Here is an 18,760-nt window from a genome sequence, read left to right as displayed (position 1 = left end):
ACCCTTTCCATCAAAAAAAAATAGCATGCCATGAGTACTCCTAGCACACTATTTTTACTTTTTGGGTAAGCCCCTTAGTATGAGTAAGTTTTATACCTCTACAAAAGTTGCTTGCTGTTTGTTACTTGCATTCGCCATGTGAGAGGTTGCAATATAACTTAAAGTCATTCCTGGCCCCAGTGTCGCACCTGGTCCTGGATATGTTTCGCCCATAATCGACGCAGAGCAATTTCCAGAGGCATAAAGACCTTCTATTGGTGTGCCATCTGCCTTTACAACACGTGCTTGCTCATCCACAACTAAGCCACCCTTTGTACCAATATCACCAGGATATAAACGCAAAGCATAGTAAGGTGCTTTGTTCAATTCAGCCAAATTAGGATTTTTCAACGTTGGATCCCCATAATAATTATCATAGGCACTATCTCCTCTTTGGAAATCATCATCATGACCATTACGAGCAAAAACATTAAAACGCGTAACTGTTTCTACTAAATTCGCTGTCGGTACATCCATTTGCTGCGCTAGTTCTTCAATTGTTTGTGCACTTTTCACAATGTCATGGTCAAACCAGCTTTGTGGGAATGCTTGCCCGGGAAATAACCCGGTGAAAATATATCGACTCTTTGCTGTTGCATCAATCAGAATCCAAGATGGCACAGCATCATTCGTGTCTTTATGATGCGCTTGCATGTACTCTACAAACTCATGATAAGGGGCTGCCTCATTTAGATAGCGTTTCCCTACATTATCGACAACCATCATATTTGGCACGCCTCGATCTGCTACTAGGAAGAAAGGTTGTCCATTTGGATCGATTACTGATGGTGCCCCCCATACCTTATCCATTAGATCTAAGGTTGCACCGATTCGTAAACCTGGTTCAATAACATCACCTGTCTGCCCTTCTGGTGTAGAGGTCCATTTAGCATCGGTTGGACTCGGTAAGTACTTCTCACGATACGCTTGATTATGTGAAAAACCACCAGATGAAAGGACAACACCACGCTTGGCCTCAATATGCAGCTCGCGTCCATCTCGCTCTACGAGTAAACCAACAACACGATTATTTTCAACGACAAAGTCTTTAAAAGCCGTTGAAAGCCAAAGCTCACCATTCGCCTCCGCTAATGACATTCTTAGTCGTGCAATCAATGACTGTCCTAAGCCTACTGGCTGACTTCCTGTTACTTTAGATTTCACTAACCTCGCGCCTAATTTCAGTGCAGTTGTTTTACCTATCGTTGTACGTCTAATCATATTTACCTTATGGAATTCAAAGCTGTTCATTGTGAATCCCTTCGTAGACATTGTCGAACGACGCATTGTATCTCCTAATGTACCCATCTTTTTCAAATCAAATAAAAGTGGCTCAATCGACCGTCCTTGAGCGAAGCCTCCTGGTTTTTCAGGATAATAATCCGAATAACCTGTCGCATACTGGAAGCGTATATGATTGGTATTATTGTATAAAAACTTTAACATTTCAGGTCCACGTGTAATGTAAGCTTCTTTTAATGCGGCTGGCACGCGATCCCCAATGGTTGAATCCAAATATAAACGAGCTTGTTCGTGTGTATCAGGAACTCCCGCACCTTTAATCACATGGTTATTTGGAATCCATAGCGCACCACCAGATAAAGCAGATGCCCCCCCATAACGATCAGTTTTCTCAATCACTAATGACTTCATTCCTTGAAGCTTTGCTGTTAGCCCTGCCGTTAACCCTGCTGCTCCCGAACCTACAACTACCACATCATAACTCGCATCCCAATTCATACACATATTCCTCACTCTCATTAGTAGTTACTAAATCAATGAATCTGTATAACTACTAAAAGTATAGAATTAAACCAATATTCAGTCAATTTATTCTATCAATTTTTTCCCAAATGAATCAATTTCATCATTCACTTTCATATCAATAAAGGCGAATATTATGAAAGAAAATAAAGTAATCGTTCCTATCACATCATTATATTCCGTTACAGGCGGACCCTTTCCGCGGTCAAGCACAAGTTTCTTTATAGAAAAACTATTTAGGAAATTAATTCAAATAGTAACTCTAAGAAGGAGCTAAAATTAAAAGCCTTTTTAAACGGTTATGTATTTATTAAGTCTATTTTCATTTACATACATTACATAGTGTAATTTTTTTTTAGAACATGCAACAATTATCATATAAAGCGCTAGTTTGCATATATTTTGTAAAACAGCTTTAAGATTATGATGGGGTGGAGGAATATTGTAGTTGAGTGCAATGATACTTGGTGGTTTTCTATTTTTCAGTGTCAGTGTAGGCGGAGCTATTGCTTGGGTCTTTTCAAAACTATTTCAGCATACGAATGCAGGTTTATCACTATTATGTGGTGGATTTTTAGTGGGGTTACTAGCGTTAGATATCATTCCAACTTCTTTTCACATGTACAAGTCCTTTGGCATAATTCTTGGCATAGTTATCGGCTATCTAATGTTTCAAATTCTTAGTAGTTTATTTCACCCTACGAATTCACAAAATCCCTCCGTTTCCTTACTTGCATTCGCCATGATTATCCACACCATTCCCATCAGCCTCACCGTCGGAAATTTACTAGGAAATTCAGCACTTGGCATTACAATTACAGCCTCAATCATTCTCCACCATCTACCTGAGGGTTTTGCTTTTAGTACGGCTTTTCTCTCCCAAGGAGAAAGACTCTGGAGACTGTTACTTTATTTTGTAGGTTTTTCAATATTCTTTAGTCTATTTATTTGGATTGGTCAATACACAAACCTTCCCGATAAAGTGCAAGGTATACTCATGGGCGTATCCATCGGTTTGATTGCCACGACGAGTATTTCTGAATTTATCTTGCATCATATTCGGGCCGTATCGATGAGGTCATTTCTGATATATATATTACTGGGCTATTTTTTGAGTTATGCGTTCCATTTAATGCTGTGAAGGACTGTACAAATCGTTCAATTCAAGAAAGAGGCTGGGACAAAAGAGAAAAAGTGTTAGATTGACTGCTGTCGATCTAACACTTTTTTGCTGTATGCGTTGATGTCCGCTACGGCGGACACTTTCCGGGGGGCGTGGCCTGAGCCTACCATCAACTAGTACTCTCTTCTGAATTTTATTTATTTCAAAAGGAAGAACGTCTAAATTTTTCTTCATTTTAGATAGCAAAAATTTAATAACGCCTTTGCTCCTCTTTCTTAAAATTTAAAGTTATGTCCCAGACTCTTCCTTTTTTGGGTCAAAAAGTTTATTCGCATACTAATACTTGCCGCTTAAAAGTACCTTTCGTTACAACACAACGATCAATAATTTCAAACCCTGCTTCGTTTACCATATTGTCAATTGTTTCGATGGTCACAAGTATGACTCTCTTAGCAATCCGACGTGCCGATTTAATAATCGTAAACTGTGAATCCACTGAAATATGTGTAAATAAATTGTATGGCAAATCAATAATCGCCACATCATAGCTTTCCGTTATTTGTGCTATATCGCCCTTTAACACTTCTCCCTGTAAGCCAAAGTGAGCGATATTAATCCGCGACCCCTTGACGACAAGTGGATTAATGTCACGCCCCACAATATCCATGTTCATCGATAGTGCCTCTACTAAAACGGTGCCGATACCACAACAAGGATCAATTGCTCGTACACCCGCTGGATTCGGAATGGCAATATTTGCAACTGCTCTTGCTACACGTGTGCTAAGAGCTGTCGAATACATTTCAGGCTTTTGCTGATGCTTGAACCAAATTGCCTCCCCCTCAACATAAGAGCCAAAATACCAACGATTATTATGCCAAACAAGTCCGAATACAACTTCAGGATTCGTCAGATCTGGCTCTGCCTGTATACATAAGCCAATCTCTCGCTCTACCTGATGACGTTCATCCTGCTGAATTTTCTTCATATCCCCAAGGTCAAATTTATTTAAGCAAAGTACTTTAAATGTTACTTCACCTAATACTAGATTTTGTGCAAAATGGGCAATTTCTGCAATATTCTCTGCTTCGAATAACACATCTAAACGACTCCGCATAAATGGACTTCTACTGGGCTCAACTTTTTGGGATGCTAGTAGTATATTTGAAGTTACATCAAAGCCAAACAATGCACGCATTTCTAATCGACAAAGCTCCTGCTCATTCGTTTGCCACGCATACATATAAAGATAAGAAATAATCGTTTGCTTTATCATACAGTCTCCTCAAGTTCTTCAAGTAGCCCAAAAACAAAGCGATACAAATGTACCAATACTTCGGCAAATGATTGCTGCTCACTAAATTCGTCAAGTGCATTTAACGCAAGATTCACTTCCCAAAGTCCATCCTGCCCTGAAAATGCCACACTATACGTCATCTTTTCATGTTGTAAATGTGATGTTAAATACGCATGTAAAAACTCACCTTGCTTCTTTTGCAGTCGAAGGCCAAATAAGGCACTGTACACACCGAACGCCTCATCAAACTCTAGCGCCAAGGAGTCCACTCGAATGACGTCAAAACGATCAGATTCCACATACATAAATTCGTGCGAATGCTCCTTTAAATATTGTACGGGTATTGCCAAGAACAACTCTGTTTCTTCCTCTAATAACTCTTCACTCAACTTATCGCATCGTTCGATCACATTAAAATGTAAAGAAGTCATATCTTGCACTGTCCCATCAAACAACAACGTATGTTTTTCTGCATATGCCTTTTCCACATCGAATAGCGCAAGGTTAACCTGCTCATTCATTAATAATTCCATTTGTTTTTTTAGCAATTCGCCAGCTCCAATCAATTACACCTAAAGCTTTATCTTCATTCAGTCAGTATTTGTACGCCTACTTAAAAAAAGAGAAATCACATGCCTCTCACCATCTATAGAGATGTAAGTTTTCTGTACCTGCCGCAACGCTTTCGGTACATTAAAACCATTTGCTGAATGAAGATAAATTTATCTTAACAACCAGTATAACTTAGTTTGCGTGACAATATGAAATATATCCGGTGATACTGGTAGCTAAGATTCTTTTTAACCTAATACTTTCACGTTAGATAATAGAAATCTTCCTATTTATCAAATGTTGCAGACAGCTTATCTCTATCAAGCAATCCGTAACAAAACAAAAAGGGTGATTTGATAGGCATAACTCCCCTATCAAATCACCCTTTTAAGCATTGATGTAACGTCTTTCAACCATTAGATTTACTTAAGTCATGAGCATCGAAACGGTATTTAATAACTCAATGTTATTCTTCACTTATCGTTATCAACGTTAGAGACAAAATTTTAGAAAATTGCCCACGTGTCAGATTGCCTTTAGGATTGAATTTGCCATTCGCACCATCTATAATTCCCAATTGCTGTAATAACCCAATAGATTCTACAGTTTCCTTACGCATTTGATCCTTATCAGTAAATGTATTATTTTTACTAGCTTTTGCTACATCAAACTCCATTCCTTCCAAGTAGCTTGCCGTTACATAGGCCATTTCCTCACGTGTAGCTGGTTTATTTGGCTCAAAATTATTGCCGTCAAAAATATCGATTAAGCCGTACTCTTGTAAAATCGCTACTTCTTTTGCACCCCAAAAACCCTGCATATCCTTATATGTAGCAGGTCCTTCATAATCTTCATTTACATCTAGACCAGATGCACGGAAAATCATAGCGGCTAATTGACCACGCGTTACTTGTCCATTTGGATTGAATGTTGTATCAGTAGTGCCGCTTACAATCTCAGCTTGATAAAGTAATTGGATATAACTTTCAGCCCAATGTCCAATTGTATCTGTGAAATATCCACCTGGCTTTAATTCAAAATTCGCTCGATTAAATATCATAATTAGATCATTTAAATCTTGACCGCTTACAGCTTCCCATTTTCCTGCTATGTATATTTCAGCTTTAAAGGCTTTCCCCGATTGCGTAAGCTTCATTTGAATAGAATCTCCGAAAATTTTCTTATACTCTTCAAAGTTCTCTTTAAATTCCTTTTCACCCTCTGGATATAGGTTTGTCCCATCCTTGTAGGATTCCATAAGCGAAGCTAATGATAATTTAACCGTAATACTATTACTAGTTGATACTAATGTCATTTGATCATCCGTAAAATCTAGTTTAGAAAGTAATAACATTTTATAGATGTCTTGATAGGACATCGATTGTACCTGACTAGTGTTTGTTGATGCCACTAACAATTGTTCATTTACAATTTTTGTAACACCTACATTCTCTTGTGCTTGTGCTTGCAGTCCAAATCCTCCTGTTAAACATGCAATACTAAGTGCTCCCGCTAAAATCGTTTTTTTCATTATTCTTGCCCCTCTCTTTTCATAAATTTAGTGTACTAAAACAATAGTTAGTAAATCTACAAAAATATGTAAGTACTGCAAAAATATCAAAAAGCCCTATTCTTTACGACAAAAAAGACTTCCAAATTATTCATCAGAATTGCAAATTCTAATTGTAAAGCACTATTACCAAATAGGTAATTTAACACAAAAGAAAAACCCGATATATTATCGTACTGTCCTATGTTTTCGACTAATAGGTGCACCCTGTTGAAAGGAACCAAGCTAAAGAGCATAGAAGCCTTTATATAATGCGGGGCTGTTAGGTGGCATCATTGTCGAAGATCCAACACTACAAAACATCCCCATGTATAGAGATTATCTATGTTTACTGCAAGAATGGGCAATTGGTGAGCTACCTTGGGGTGATTTGACAAAAGGTACGTATCCCTTAAATTTTGTCAAACCAGAATTTAATTTTTTTTACGATCAATGGTAAATGCTATCCATTGTCAAAGCCTTTGCCGGTTGCATATGGGGATACTGTAAAAGTTCGTTTCGGCAACATCCAAATGAATCATCATCCCATGCATCTACATGGGCATCAGTTTAGTGTTGTAGGAGCAGATGGTTTCCCCATTGCTAAACACACGCAAATTTGTAAAAATACGATTCTCGTTGCTTCCGGTAAAACATGGGATATCAGCTTTCAAGCTAACAATCCTGGCATATGGCCATTCCATTGCCATATGCCACACCATGTCACGAATAATGGAGCACCTGGTGTTGGCGGGATGTCTACAACCATACATTATTATTAGAGGAGTTTTGATAAGAAAATATTTTTCAGGAAACTAAAGCTGTCTCATAAACGCTTCTATAAATAGAAATTTAGTAGTAAACCATAAGAATCTGCGCACTTTTACCGATAAGACGTAGGAGTATCGCAGATTCTTTTCTTATAACAAACCTCGTCTTTGTTGGATAGTAATATATAAACCTAATAATCGGTCAGTGGTCATCATACCATTTTGTAAGTCTTTTAAATGCGATTCTTGTATGATTCCATCATTGACAGCTTGTGTAATATATTTTTCGGTTGCAGTACGCATAGCGGGTGATGCAGGATTCCACGTTTGAGTCACCTTTATTTCCTCCTTTTTATCTTCTACAATTAGTTGTACCTTCATTTTGCTATTGCTCGGTACGATTACTACACCTTCTAATTTGTAGCCAATGGGCATTTTCCAAGATGTTTTCACCTCAAAATGCGGACGATCGATAGAACCCACCCAATCTCCGCCCCATGTAATACCAAGTCTTCTGGCAATTACGCCGACTTTATTTAACGTCGTTACATCATACAAAGATTGAGGAGGACTAACAGCAATATCCCAAGCTAAACGTGATTTATGATTGCTACTTAATGTCCAAGTGACTATCTGGCCTGGTCTAGTACGCCCTTGCGCATATAAATACTGTTGCCTCGCTTGTGAGCGATATGTTTCTGTAATAAAGATGTTGATGATGCCAGCCTTGTAACACTCCTGGAATAATAAACGACTCGCTGATTGTGCAGGAGGTAATAACTCAGCTAAGTCTCTACATGTTGCTGTTACGCTTGTACTCATTTAGTGTCCCCCTCATCAGTTTTATCCTTCACAATGGCTAAGATATTTTTAATAAAATTTGGTGTGGGTAATCCCATTTTTGTACCGTTTTCAGTGATTGAAATAAATTCAAGCACACAAAATGCAATCGCTGCACCATCGCCTGCATACTCAATACCAGGCACAACAACAGCCAATAAATACACAGAACTAACTAGCATTAAGTAATAAACTTTACGTATGATGCCATTAAACCCAATACGACTATTTAAATTATGATTAACAATACCTGTCAGAATACCGGTCACATAATCAATTGCCATAAACCCTATTAATACGGTTACCGCCATTCCCAATCCATCTACAGAAAAAGAGACAATTGTGCCAATAACGCCACCCATTGTTGCAATCCATCTGTCCATTACAACACTTCCTTTTTTAGTACATAATAAAAAGCCCTCCATAACTAAGTATGGAAGGCCCTTGTTCAAAAATTAGATAAAAAATAACGCTCGTCTTATGACTGCGTTTCTGGTTGTTCTTCTATTGCTGTTGATGGTAATACACTGATGATAATATGTTTATTAATAATGGCCCCACCAATATTTACAAAGTTAATTTTCTGATCGTTTAATGTGACGGTAAATGCTGTTGCATCAAATTCCGCATTCATTAAATTTATTGCTTTTCCATTGTTTAATTGTACTTGATAATTCATATTAAAATCCTCCTTTTTATGTTAATTTTACATATCCAATTTCTAATCCATTTATTCTTACATACAATCTACCTGTAGCAGAACTATATGCAAGCCTTAAGCCTGTAGTATCAGTTTTAACGACATTGCCGTAATCTCCATCTACAAATAAGTCTCCTGCAATATTAATTCCGTATAAAGCACTTAAATGTAATTGGTCACCAGAATGTCTTATTGCAGAGCCTCCTAACCCCCCCCCAAACACTATCGCCTTAGGTTCAGAATCACTCCAATGAGAACCTATTTTTAACTCTTTTCCGATAGTAACATCATCTCTGATATTAATGTTAGCTGAATAAATATTTACGCTGTTTAATGTACCAGTGTGAATAGAACCTAGATTACCAGTAATGTCAGACAATACATTAACTGCACCAATTAGATTAATCTTAGATGCTTGAATAGAAATGGTCGTCGAGGTTTGGTTGATTAAAGATGCAATTTTATTACCAGTATAGTCAATCGTACTAACTTTTTGACTGATTTGATTCGCTTGTTGCGTAATGCTACTTTCAGCGTTACTTACACGTGTACCTATACCACTTATTTGCGTTTGCTGGCTAGTCACTGTTGACTGTATTTGTGATGCAGTTTGAGAGACAACAGAAACGTCATTACGGACGGTTCGAATATCATTATTAATCGTTACAACTTGGGCCGATACTTCGCTACGTATTTCAGCTGCAGTTTGAGTAATACGACTACTTAAGTTGTTATTTAAGTCTGTTACGCTTTGTGTAATGCTATCAGCACGTATATTGATAGCTGCAATCGATACGCCTATTTCTTCAACCTCTAAGTCAATCCGGTCGTCTGTCTGCTCAAACTTTGAACGATAACGTTTGTCATTGGCATTAATAGTTGCTCGTTGATTTAGTAGTGCATCCACAATTGTTTTAGCCTGTGTATTTCCTACATCAACTTCAGATTCACTATAATCACGCTTTGTTTTTTTGCTTATAATACGTGTTTGGTATTCGAGCTGTAGGTCTTCATGAATGAGCCAAACCATATCTCCCACATTACCATCTACTGTAGTCACCTTTACTTTGATACTTGTCTCAGGTGCTGCAGGTAGTTCACTAGCTAAACGTGTTGTCATATCTTCAACAGTTTCTATGTTCTCGTCATGGATTGGATCGGCAATACGTATTCCGATTCTTGGTGAACTTGCTAATGGCGACGTATAAGTAATATCAATGCCATTAGCCCCATAGCCTCTAATTTGAGTTTTTAAACCAGCTGAAGGAATACTATAAGATAACGTCTCGATGTTATGTCGATAACGAAACTGCAAGTCATTGTCTACGCCAGTTTTTTTTGCGAATCGTATAACCTTGTTAGGCAAAATTTGACGCTCGCATTCAAATACGGAGCAAAGATGCTCAATCAACACAATAGGATTAGCTTCCCCAAAATTCGGTAGTAGCTGATAACCCTCAACATCCACATTTGTAAAAGTCCAACCAGTGCCATCAAGGACAAACGACATGAAATCATCCAAAGTCCTTGTCCCACCATGAATACCATATTTGAAATCATCTGCTAGTGAAAAATAACTGTGAACAGCAGTTGCCTTTTTTGTGAATGTGTCACCGCCAAAATCTTTAACAACATATTCGTGCCCATCCTCGTCTTCAATAATCGTTTCAAAGTCTAGCAATTCATGTCCTGGATTCTTTTCATGTAAAAAAGAGCTAAATGAGATGCGTAATGCCCCATTCAACTCCTCAAATTTTCCGTAATTTGTTTCCAAAAGAGGTTCAGTTCGTGAACCATTTGTGACAATGAGCAAGTTACATCACCTTCTTTTTAATAAAAATACGCTACTCGAAGCGAGCAACGTTTACTGAACAATATGGAACGGTTATACTCCTTCAGTGCTCGTTAAAATAAAATCCTCCACAGCAGCACGATAATCGACATTTGTAATATCATCAATAACATAAATTTTCTCTGTTTTTGGATTTAAACCTCCATTAATGATTCGTTCTGAAGCAATACGTACTACTATTTTATTAACTTTTTCCATTATAAAATCCCTCCATTTTCTACATCTGCTTTTAATAATAATTCGTCTTCTAATTCTTTAATCTTCTGTTCTTCAGGAGTTAAAGGTTTGAAAATTTCCTCATATATTAATTCCTTAGTTTCAGGATTTACTCCCATAATCTTTTTATCATCAAGAAATCCGAATGGAAGGTCGATAGCAAAAATTTCTGTTGTATCAGGACGGTCTAAAACCTCTCCTGATATGTCATGAAGTATGGCTATAAGTTCTCCCGAAGTGTTAGCTATAATGCGAGCACCTATAAACTTCTCCATCTTAAGCCCTCCTTATCCCGTTACATAATACCCGTACTCTTCATAAGTACCCGTATTATGAATTTGCATTGTAAACCCATCATCATATACAGTGGTAGCACTGTCTAATCCAGTAGAACCACCTGTGGTAATAAACACTTTAGTGTCTTCCCACGTATTACTAGTAAGTGCTTTTGGAACGTATGATGCAAAGCCATTAGATGTGTAGCTAACACCTACCATCTTAAGTGATATGGTCTTAGGTCTGAAAGCTAGACCTCTAACAGTTACAGTTGTGGAACCGTTTGGACTAACGCGTCCTGTAGCACTTTTAGATGACTGTATCTTTCGAATATTTGCCGCCATCTGAGCGCCTGTAGCTGTTGGACTTGTTGTAACCCCTTGCTCAGTGATCGCCGCAGCTACATTTGTTTTTACATCACTGGCAGATTGCTTTAAATCTTGTATAGAGAACCACTTACTGTCATACCCCATAAACACTACATTCGTTTGGTCGTGTACAATCTGAAACGGTGTGTTATTCTTCTTGAACTCTAAACCGTAGTCTACAGTAGAGCTTGCGTTCAACTGTATAGAAGCACTGGAAGAAGTAGCAGAACCGGGCACAATCATTTCAAACGTCGGAACACCTTTAGTAATAGACAAGTTACCGCCCATTGTTAATCCGCCTGCCATAATGTTATTACCTGTTTTCGTTACAAACGAAGTCGTTTGTGGTGTCCAAGGATAACCACCTGTAGTCGGTGAACCTGTATCAGATATATCTATGAAAGAATCATTTAATAAGGAGTAGATATTGTTTAAGTAGACGTTACTGCTATATGTGCCGTCTATCTCTACGCTTATCTGCATTGGGTTGTTAGCATCTGGTGCTCTAAATAACAGAATGGCAATATCACCTGTAGATGTGTTTGCATAAGGACGTAGTATATTAATACCTTTTAACATTTCAGTGCTAGCTGTAGTTATAGTAAATTCATTTAGCTTATCTACACTAGCAGGAGGACCGAAAACACCTAGATTATAAACAACTTCTGTAGCTCCCCATGCTCCTGAACCTCCCCACATTACTGAGTAAGTCACTTTAATAACACCTGAGAATGAACCCTTAAATGGCATTACTATTCCTAACTGTTCTACATTACCTGTGTTTTTCCAATCAGATTGATTCACAGTGAATACTTTAGTTGCTTTTTTCATACCTAGATTGCTGATGCTAACATCGTTATAAACACCTTTTTGCCACGAGTTATCAACTTTAGGTTTAATTTCTGCCAAATGTGCAGTAACTTCTGATTTATTGTCAGTAACCTCTTGCTGTAAAGTTGTTACGGTCTGCGCTAATTCAGTGACGTCTGCATCATTGCCAGGAGGACCTTGTGGACCTTCTTCTCCTTTGTCTCCCTTAGGTCCTTGAATAGTGCCGACATTCTCCCACTCAATACCGTTCCATACATATAAATTACCTTTAATTAAATAGCCATCTCCTAGTTCACCAGATGCTGGAAATTCACTTTCGTCAGCGAGTGAACCTAAGATTTTCGTAGCTGCACCTTGCTCTCCTTTTTCACCCTTATCCCCTTTCGCCCCTTTCAAAGCGAGCAACTGCCAGTGTGCATTAGCGACTAATGGTGGAATAGGTGGGGCATTTCCTTTTGTGTTTTTTAACGCAATAAAGCTACTACCGTTTAACGTTACAATGTTATTGGTAGAATATTGAACCTCATTGTTGTATTCGGATTTTGGGCTTAACTGATTAACAAAGTTCTGCATTGTCGTAACCGCATTAAGTGCATCCTGTGTGGCATTTTGAGCATTTTGAATAGCTTGATTTGTGTTGTTAGCAGCGTCATTTGCACTTGCCGTAGCAGTATTAGCACTTGTAATAGCGCCATCCAACAGCGTTAGAGTATTTGACACGGTCTGTAGAGCCGTTTGTAAAGCTGTGTTATTTGCATTAATCGTCTCTTGTGTAGCTGCATCATTAGCTGCAATAGCCTGTTGTACGGCAATATTCGCATCATTTACAGCCTGATTTAGCCTCTCTAACAGTTCATCTACTTCACCACCTGCTAGAATATTGATTTGTATCTGCAGGTTCGTTAAACCTGTAATGATACGATTCCAGTTTTCGTTTATTTTATTTCGTTCTGCTCGACTAACTGGCGAGCCTGTTGTGTGTAAACTTATAACCATATTTTCACCTTCTTTACATAAATAAAAATCTAAAATTAAAAACGATACTGTATACAATACCGCCTGTAACCTGAAAGCTATTCTCTCCAACTGCCAAGCTGAGTAGCTTTTTATTTGTTTGTTTTAAAGCAGAGGCACCGTTTTTAAATGATTGAATCCCTTTTAAAATCAGTGTATCTGTACTACCATCTATTGATCCGTTAAATTGATAAGTTTCACTGGTTGTACGATTTGTTATTGTGACACTATTGCTGAATGAACCTATTAATATTATTTCAAGTTCATGTTGCCGGGGATCAATAGCGACATTACCGTAATTTTTTATTGTAAAGTTATTGCTGCTATATGCGTAAACTAGGTCATCGTCCCAATCAATACCCATGCCCCATTGCCACTTATCAATATCCCATTCTTTTAGATCACTTGTTGTAGCCACTGATTCAGCATAGAGATTTTCGCATATAAATTTAATTTCTAATTCTCCAACTTTACGTAACAACTCATTTGGAGAATAACTTTCAGCTAATCGTACTTTCCAACGCTTACCTGGTTCAGCGTCAAAGATAATGTAAAAGTGCTCTTTCCGGGCAAACAATGCATTAATGTCAGCAATAAACAATTTAAAATCATGATAATCAAATGCTTTATACATAAACTTCGCTGTAATCGTACGTCCGCTAAAACGGGTGTTGGTAAAAATTGCTCCGTCACTACCATCCACTACAGATGATTGATGCTCTATTGATACGGAAGGGATATAATATTTCAATAATTTCAAACTGTAGTCGCTCATCAATAATTCACGACCATCCTTTAAAATCATTTTCATATACCGTTTAACCCCCTTGTCAATGCATTGATACTTGCATTGTTATATTGTCTGCCACTGACTACATCCACAACTGATTCACCTAAAACTTGTCCATCTAAAACTGATTGTACAATAATAGTTGAGGGTCCTAAGTTTTGTGCTACAGCTTTGTTCTTGGATTTTTGTGTTGGCAATAAAGAGGGTGATTCGGGCACAACACTATTCGCCAAGCGTTCACTGACATTTGTAGCTTTATTCATGATCGAATCGAATCCATTAACTATTCCTTCGCCAACGTTCTGCATTAAAGAAGAAGTTGGGTTTGTATCGAAAACTTTTTTAATTGTCTCTGATACATTTTTCACAAGATTATTTGCTGTTTGCTGTAATGCTGACTGCATCCCCTTCATTCCATCTATTAAACCTTGAATAGCATTCTTTCCTATATCGTTCATTGAACCTAATATTTCGCCTGTACCAAAAACGACTTCTTTTATTTTCCCTTGCCATTCAGTATTTAAGATGGTCAATTCGGCGTTTGCCGTATCACGTAAAGCTTTGATTTTTGCTTCTGTTTCAGCTTGTAATGGCTCCAACTCCTTAATTGCTGCTTCACTAGCTATTAAAAGTTTTCTTCCATATAACTCTTGATAATCCAGCAGTTCTGCATCCGTCATTCGATTAAGGGCTTCTAATTGTGCGAGAACACTAGGACCCATTGCTTCAAGTTCATCGATAATAACACTTGATAATCCACGCAATTCAAGTTGCGATAATTCAATTCGCCATTGAGAGAGTGCACTCACTTGCTCACTTAAATTTTGAGTTAAGCTAGATGAATCTACTGGTTCGGCTATCTTCACTTCATCAAATAGTCCAAAGTATCCTTTAATGCCTTTCGTGCGACTATCCAATGCATTGTTATACACCTCGTTGAGCTTCTGTTCCTCATCTAATAGCTTTTTATTAATATCCTGTGTTTGCTTTAAATAATCATTATTGATTGTCTTAATTTTTTCACTAATTGCTTTTTTAGTATCATAGAACTTCTCTTCATAATAAGTACGTTCCTCTGTACCCGCTTCATACTGTGCAAGATAATTCTCGTAAATCTTCAATTCATCTGCAAGCGATAGTGTGTTGTATTTCTTACGTTTATCAACATATTCCTTTTCATTATCGAATTGATCTTTAACCATTTCAGAATACGCTTTGTTATACGCCTTTAAAGCATTAGTCTTTTCTTTAGTACCTTCTTTAAATGTTGTTGCACTATAACGCCAAAACTCGGCCTCTTGTTTTGTTGTCATTTCTCCAGCAGCCTTTTGAGCCTCTACGTATTCCTTCAAAGCTTTGAATTTTGCATCAGCTGAGTTAGATTCGATTTTTGCAATTTTGTCAGCGTATTGTTTTGTAATGGTTTCACTATCTTTCAAGGATTGTTCTTCTATCTGCTTAATTTGAGCTATCTGATTTACGGTAAGGGCGATTTGTTGTTTTGTTGCATTGTTTTTAATCGCTGCAATTTTTTCCGAAGCTTTTTGGGAAATCTCAATTCGTTTATTCTCGGCCTCTTTTTGCAATGCTTCAATTTCCGCTGCATTAGCTTTTGTAACACTACTAACAACCTCTTGGACTTTTTGCATTGCCTCTTTAGTAATTGATAAATGCTGTGTAATATTTGGTATTGCAGCCTCCGCTAATTCCTCAGCCGCTTTTCTAACATCCTCACTACCATGCTCTATTCCAATTACTAAACCTTCGCCAACGCCTTTACCAATTGCTATCATGACACGTGATGGTGAGTTTATTTTTAGCGTACTCTTTATTGCATCACCGATTGACGTTGCAATAGACGTTGCTTTTTTCCATACAGATTTCGCCATATCTCCAATTCCATTAATTAGGCCTTGAATTATATCTTTACCAATAGTACGTAAATCGATTTCACTGAAGATATTAACTACTTTATCCCAAATATCAGAAATTGCCTTTTTAACTTCTCTCATCTTTGTCTCTATAGCTATTTTGAAATCAATAAATTTTTGAATAGTGTTTGTTACTAATTTTATAGTCGTATCTACTACAAAAGTACTGATAGAATCCCATATATTCTTTATGAAATTTTTTATTGCATTGAAGGTGTTAGATGTAATCTGACTTAATCTCGACCAACTCGTTGCAACCACTTCAATTATATTTACTATTGTTCCAACAATCGCATTTTTTACATTTATCCATGCTTCATTAACAAAAGCCTTTACTGAAGTAAATACGATTTCAGTAATTTCTTTTAATTTATTCCAACCTACTTCAACACCACTATAAATAGCATCTAGCGCACCAGCAAAAATTTGTTTAATTGCCTCCCATGCCTCACCAAAGTAGAACATAAGTCGATTGAATATTTCTATTGCATTATTACTTAATTCATCAAAATTGAATGTTATTAAATCAATAATCATTAATAATGCTCCAAGGAAAATAGTCTTAATAATTTCCCAGGCCGCAGAGAAATAATTGCTTAGGCCTTCAAAAATCTGAGAAATACCATCACTCATTGCACTAAATACATTCATTACGTGTTCAATAAAAGGACTAATTATATCGATAATTACAGAGACAATTGTCTCCCATGTATTAGTAGCAATTTCAATAATAGACGTCCAAATATTAGTAAGCATTTCTACAAAACCAGTCCATATCGCTACTGCTCCATCTACAGTTGAGATCCACAGATCTGATAGTGTTTGAGTAATCTCAGTCCATGCCGCTGACGCCAATTCTGTAATGCTTGTCCATAATTCAGAGAAAAAGTTCGCAATGCCTTCCCAAATCTCAATCGCTTTTGCACTTATCTCATCCCAATTTTTATATAGTGCTACTCCACCAGCTATAAGTGTAGCAATACCCGCAATAGTCCATCCCACTGGTCCAGTTAATACAGAAAAAGCAGACCCTAAAAAGGCAAGCTTCGATGTAAGCAAAGCTACTATCCCTCCAGCTTCTGCAATTGCTAAACTAATAGCACTAAAGGCACCAAAAATACTTCCGATTGAAGATGCTAAAGTACCTACTACTACAAGTACAGGTCCAATGGCAGCAGCAATACCGGCAATTACAACAATCAATTTTTGTGTACCTTCGCTTAAATTTGAAAACTTTTCAATCCAAGGTTGAAGCTTTTCTATCAAGCTTATAACCATCGGTATTAAAATGTTTCCAATACTAATACCAATATCAACAAGTTGGTTTTTCATGATGGTCATTTGTGATTCTGTTGATTTGTAATTTTGAGCAGCCTCGTTGGATAATGCTGTATTATCTTTCCACGCTTGCGAAGAGGTATCGACTGCTGACGATAACAGATCTGATGCATTTGCCATACTCAGTAGCACATCTGTTTCGTCGCCTTTAACACCCAATTCTGCTAGAACACTTGTTAAGTCGGCGCCTCCTTCTGAAGATTCAGCTAACCCTTTCACTAATGCATCTAATGCTGAAACAGCGTCCGTCTCGAATGCCTTTTTAAAATCAGCACTCGACATATTTGCTGCTTTTGCAAAACCAGATAAGCTCTCTCCACCATCACCGACAGCTTTTTGAATTTTTTGTAGAACTGTTGTCATGGCAGCTCCACCAGTATCAGCCTGAATACCTAAGCTAGACATTGTCCCAGCAAGACCCATGATTTGAGCCTCTGTCATGCCTAGTTGCGCACCTTGTTTAGCAAATCCCATGCCCATTGCAATAATGTCAGATTCGGTTACCCCCATCTTGTTACTAAGCTCGACGACAGATGAGCCTAATCGGTCAAAATCCCCCTGGCTCATTCCAACGATACCAGCAAAACGTGCGAATTCTGTTGCCGCTTGCTCCCGCGTCATGCTTGTGGATGCACCTAAATCAATAACCGTACGTGAGAAAGATAGTAAATGATCTTCAGCTATCCCCAATTGACCAGCTGATTCAACAACTCCTGCTATTTCAGTAGCACTTACCGGTAACTCCTTAGCCATACTACGTATGCCGTCTTCAAGCTTTTTAAAATTTTCTTCACTCGTATTGACGGATTGCCGCACACCCGCAAATGCAGTTTCAAAATCTACTGCGGCATTAAAAGCTAATACGCCAATAGCTTTGATAGGCGTTGAAATCGTAGAAATGCTTTCGCCAACTGATTTCACCTTCCCACCTATCTCCTGAAACTGACTCCATTTAGAGGATTGAACATCTAATTGAGTGCTCACTTCTGTTAATTGCGTATTTAATCCATTGTATTCAGCGAGCGCTTCATTGACAGCAATAGCCTGTTGTTCAATAGCTTCTGTGGAGGCTGATCCCGATGCTACTAATTCATCATATCTATTGCGTTGTTCTGTTAACTTAATGCTAGAGGCATCAACAGAACGAGATAAAATATTCTGTTTTTGTGATAAACCTTCGATAGAGTTTTCATATTCACCACCGCGTGCTTGTAAAGCCTGTAATTCCGCTCCCATTGCAGTCAATCGTCTAATCGACTGATCTATAGAACCATTAAAATTAGCTGTATTGAGACTCAGTTCAACAGCACTAATATTCGTCATTTATTCTTCACCGCCTTTTTGCCAAAAATCAAAATTACAACCAAGGAATTTCGTCGGCTGTAACTTCTTCCACATCTTCATAGTCATCGTAGTCTTCTGAAAGCTCAAACCAAAAATGAATATCCATTTCATCTATTTCATGTAATTTGTAGCCTTCTTTTATTAATTCACGATAAAACTTTTTAAT

The 18,760-nt window shown here is 37.7% G+C and carries 15 protein-coding genes; 2 read left to right on the top strand and 13 right to left on the bottom strand.

Annotated elements, in window-relative coordinates:
• Window positions 1-90: 90 nt before the first annotated feature.
• Window positions 91-1,779 carry an FAD-binding protein gene (locus tag ACQKII_RS19205; protein ID WP_427461998.1) on the bottom strand — a complete coding sequence of 563 codons (1,689 nt, stop codon included), beginning with the start codon at window positions 1,777-1,779 and terminating at the stop codon, window positions 91-93.
• Window positions 1,780-2,260: 481 nt separating this feature from the next.
• On the opposite strand from ACQKII_RS19205, the gene ACQKII_RS19200 reads away from it, so the two are divergent.
• Window positions 2,261-2,944 carry a ZIP family metal transporter gene (locus ACQKII_RS19200; RefSeq protein WP_427462053.1) on the top strand — a complete coding sequence of 228 codons (684 nt, stop codon included), beginning with the start codon at window positions 2,261-2,263 and terminating at the stop codon, window positions 2,942-2,944.
• A gap of 307 nt (window positions 2,945-3,251) precedes the next feature.
• Here ACQKII_RS19200 and ACQKII_RS19195 read toward each other — a convergent pair whose 3' ends face one another.
• The 3 genes from ACQKII_RS19195 to ACQKII_RS19185 form a co-directional block, all read right to left on the bottom strand.
• Complete coding sequence (locus ACQKII_RS19195) at window positions 3,252-4,202, bottom strand: TRM11 family SAM-dependent methyltransferase (RefSeq protein ID WP_427461996.1); 951 nt, start codon at window positions 4,200-4,202, stop codon at window positions 3,252-3,254.
• Window positions 4,199-4,771, bottom strand: a complete 573-nt coding sequence (locus ACQKII_RS19190; RefSeq protein WP_427461994.1) for a branched-chain amino acid aminotransferase — start codon at window positions 4,769-4,771, stop codon at window positions 4,199-4,201. Before ACQKII_RS19190 ends, ACQKII_RS19195 begins: the two co-directional genes overlap by 4 nt.
• Window positions 4,772-5,241: 470 nt before the next feature.
• Window positions 5,242-6,306 carry an S-layer homology domain-containing protein gene (locus ACQKII_RS19185; RefSeq protein WP_427461992.1) on the bottom strand — a complete coding sequence of 355 codons (1,065 nt, stop codon included), beginning with the start codon at window positions 6,304-6,306 and terminating at the stop codon, window positions 5,242-5,244.
• 488 nt (window positions 6,307-6,794) lie between these two features.
• On the opposite strand from ACQKII_RS19185, the gene ACQKII_RS19180 reads away from it, so the two are divergent.
• On the top strand, window positions 6,795-7,106 hold the full coding sequence (locus ACQKII_RS19180; RefSeq protein WP_427461990.1) for a multicopper oxidase domain-containing protein: 312 nt from the start codon (window positions 6,795-6,797) through the stop codon (window positions 7,104-7,106).
• A 138-nt stretch (window positions 7,107-7,244) separates the two neighbouring features.
• On the opposite strand, the gene ACQKII_RS19175 is transcribed toward ACQKII_RS19180, so the two are convergent.
• From ACQKII_RS19175 to ACQKII_RS19135, 9 genes are all read right to left on the bottom strand, one after another.
• Complete coding sequence (locus tag ACQKII_RS19175) at window positions 7,245-7,916, bottom strand: M15 family metallopeptidase (protein WP_427461988.1); 672 nt, start codon at window positions 7,914-7,916, stop codon at window positions 7,245-7,247.
• Window positions 7,913-8,317, bottom strand: coding sequence for a phage holin family protein (locus ACQKII_RS19170; protein ID WP_427461986.1), 405 nt, complete (start codon window positions 8,315-8,317; stop codon window positions 7,913-7,915). The genes ACQKII_RS19175 and ACQKII_RS19170 overlap by 4 nt, the downstream gene beginning before the upstream one ends.
• Before the next feature lie 95 nt (window positions 8,318-8,412).
• The gene (locus ACQKII_RS19165; protein ID WP_010861291.1) at window positions 8,413-8,613 is read right to left on the bottom strand and encodes a hypothetical protein; all 201 of its coding nucleotides are present in this window, start codon (window positions 8,611-8,613) and stop codon (window positions 8,413-8,415) included.
• A 16-nt stretch (window positions 8,614-8,629) separates the two neighbouring features.
• Complete coding sequence (locus ACQKII_RS19160; RefSeq protein ID WP_427461984.1) at window positions 8,630-10,447, bottom strand: phage tail protein; 1,818 nt, start codon at window positions 10,445-10,447, stop codon at window positions 8,630-8,632.
• Between the two features lie 72 nt (window positions 10,448-10,519).
• On the bottom strand, window positions 10,520-10,684 hold the full coding sequence (locus tag ACQKII_RS19155) for a hypothetical protein (RefSeq protein WP_427461982.1): 165 nt from the start codon (window positions 10,682-10,684) through the stop codon (window positions 10,520-10,522).
• On the bottom strand, window positions 10,684-10,977 hold the full coding sequence (locus tag ACQKII_RS19150) for a hypothetical protein (protein WP_427461980.1): 294 nt from the start codon (window positions 10,975-10,977) through the stop codon (window positions 10,684-10,686). Before ACQKII_RS19150 ends, ACQKII_RS19155 begins: the two co-directional genes overlap by 1 nt.
• A 12-nt stretch (window positions 10,978-10,989) precedes the next feature.
• Window positions 10,990-13,173, bottom strand: a complete 2,184-nt coding sequence (locus tag ACQKII_RS19145; RefSeq protein ID WP_427461978.1) for a hypothetical protein — start codon at window positions 13,171-13,173, stop codon at window positions 10,990-10,992.
• Between the two features lie 13 nt (window positions 13,174-13,186).
• A complete protein-coding gene (locus tag ACQKII_RS19140) occupies window positions 13,187-14,002 on the bottom strand; it encodes a distal tail protein Dit (RefSeq protein WP_427461976.1) in 816 nt (271 codons plus the stop codon).
• Window positions 13,999-18,573, bottom strand: coding sequence for a phage tail tape measure protein (locus ACQKII_RS19135; protein ID WP_427461974.1), 4,575 nt, complete (start codon window positions 18,571-18,573; stop codon window positions 13,999-14,001). Before ACQKII_RS19135 ends, ACQKII_RS19140 begins: the two co-directional genes overlap by 4 nt.
• Window positions 18,574-18,760: the final 187 nt, after the last annotated feature.

This window comes from Lysinibacillus sp. NPDC048646 (assembly GCF_050272295.1).
In the GTDB taxonomy this organism is placed as follows: Bacteria; Bacillota; Bacilli; order Bacillales_A; family Planococcaceae; genus Lysinibacillus.
This window is presented reverse-complemented; position numbering and strand designations above follow the sequence as displayed.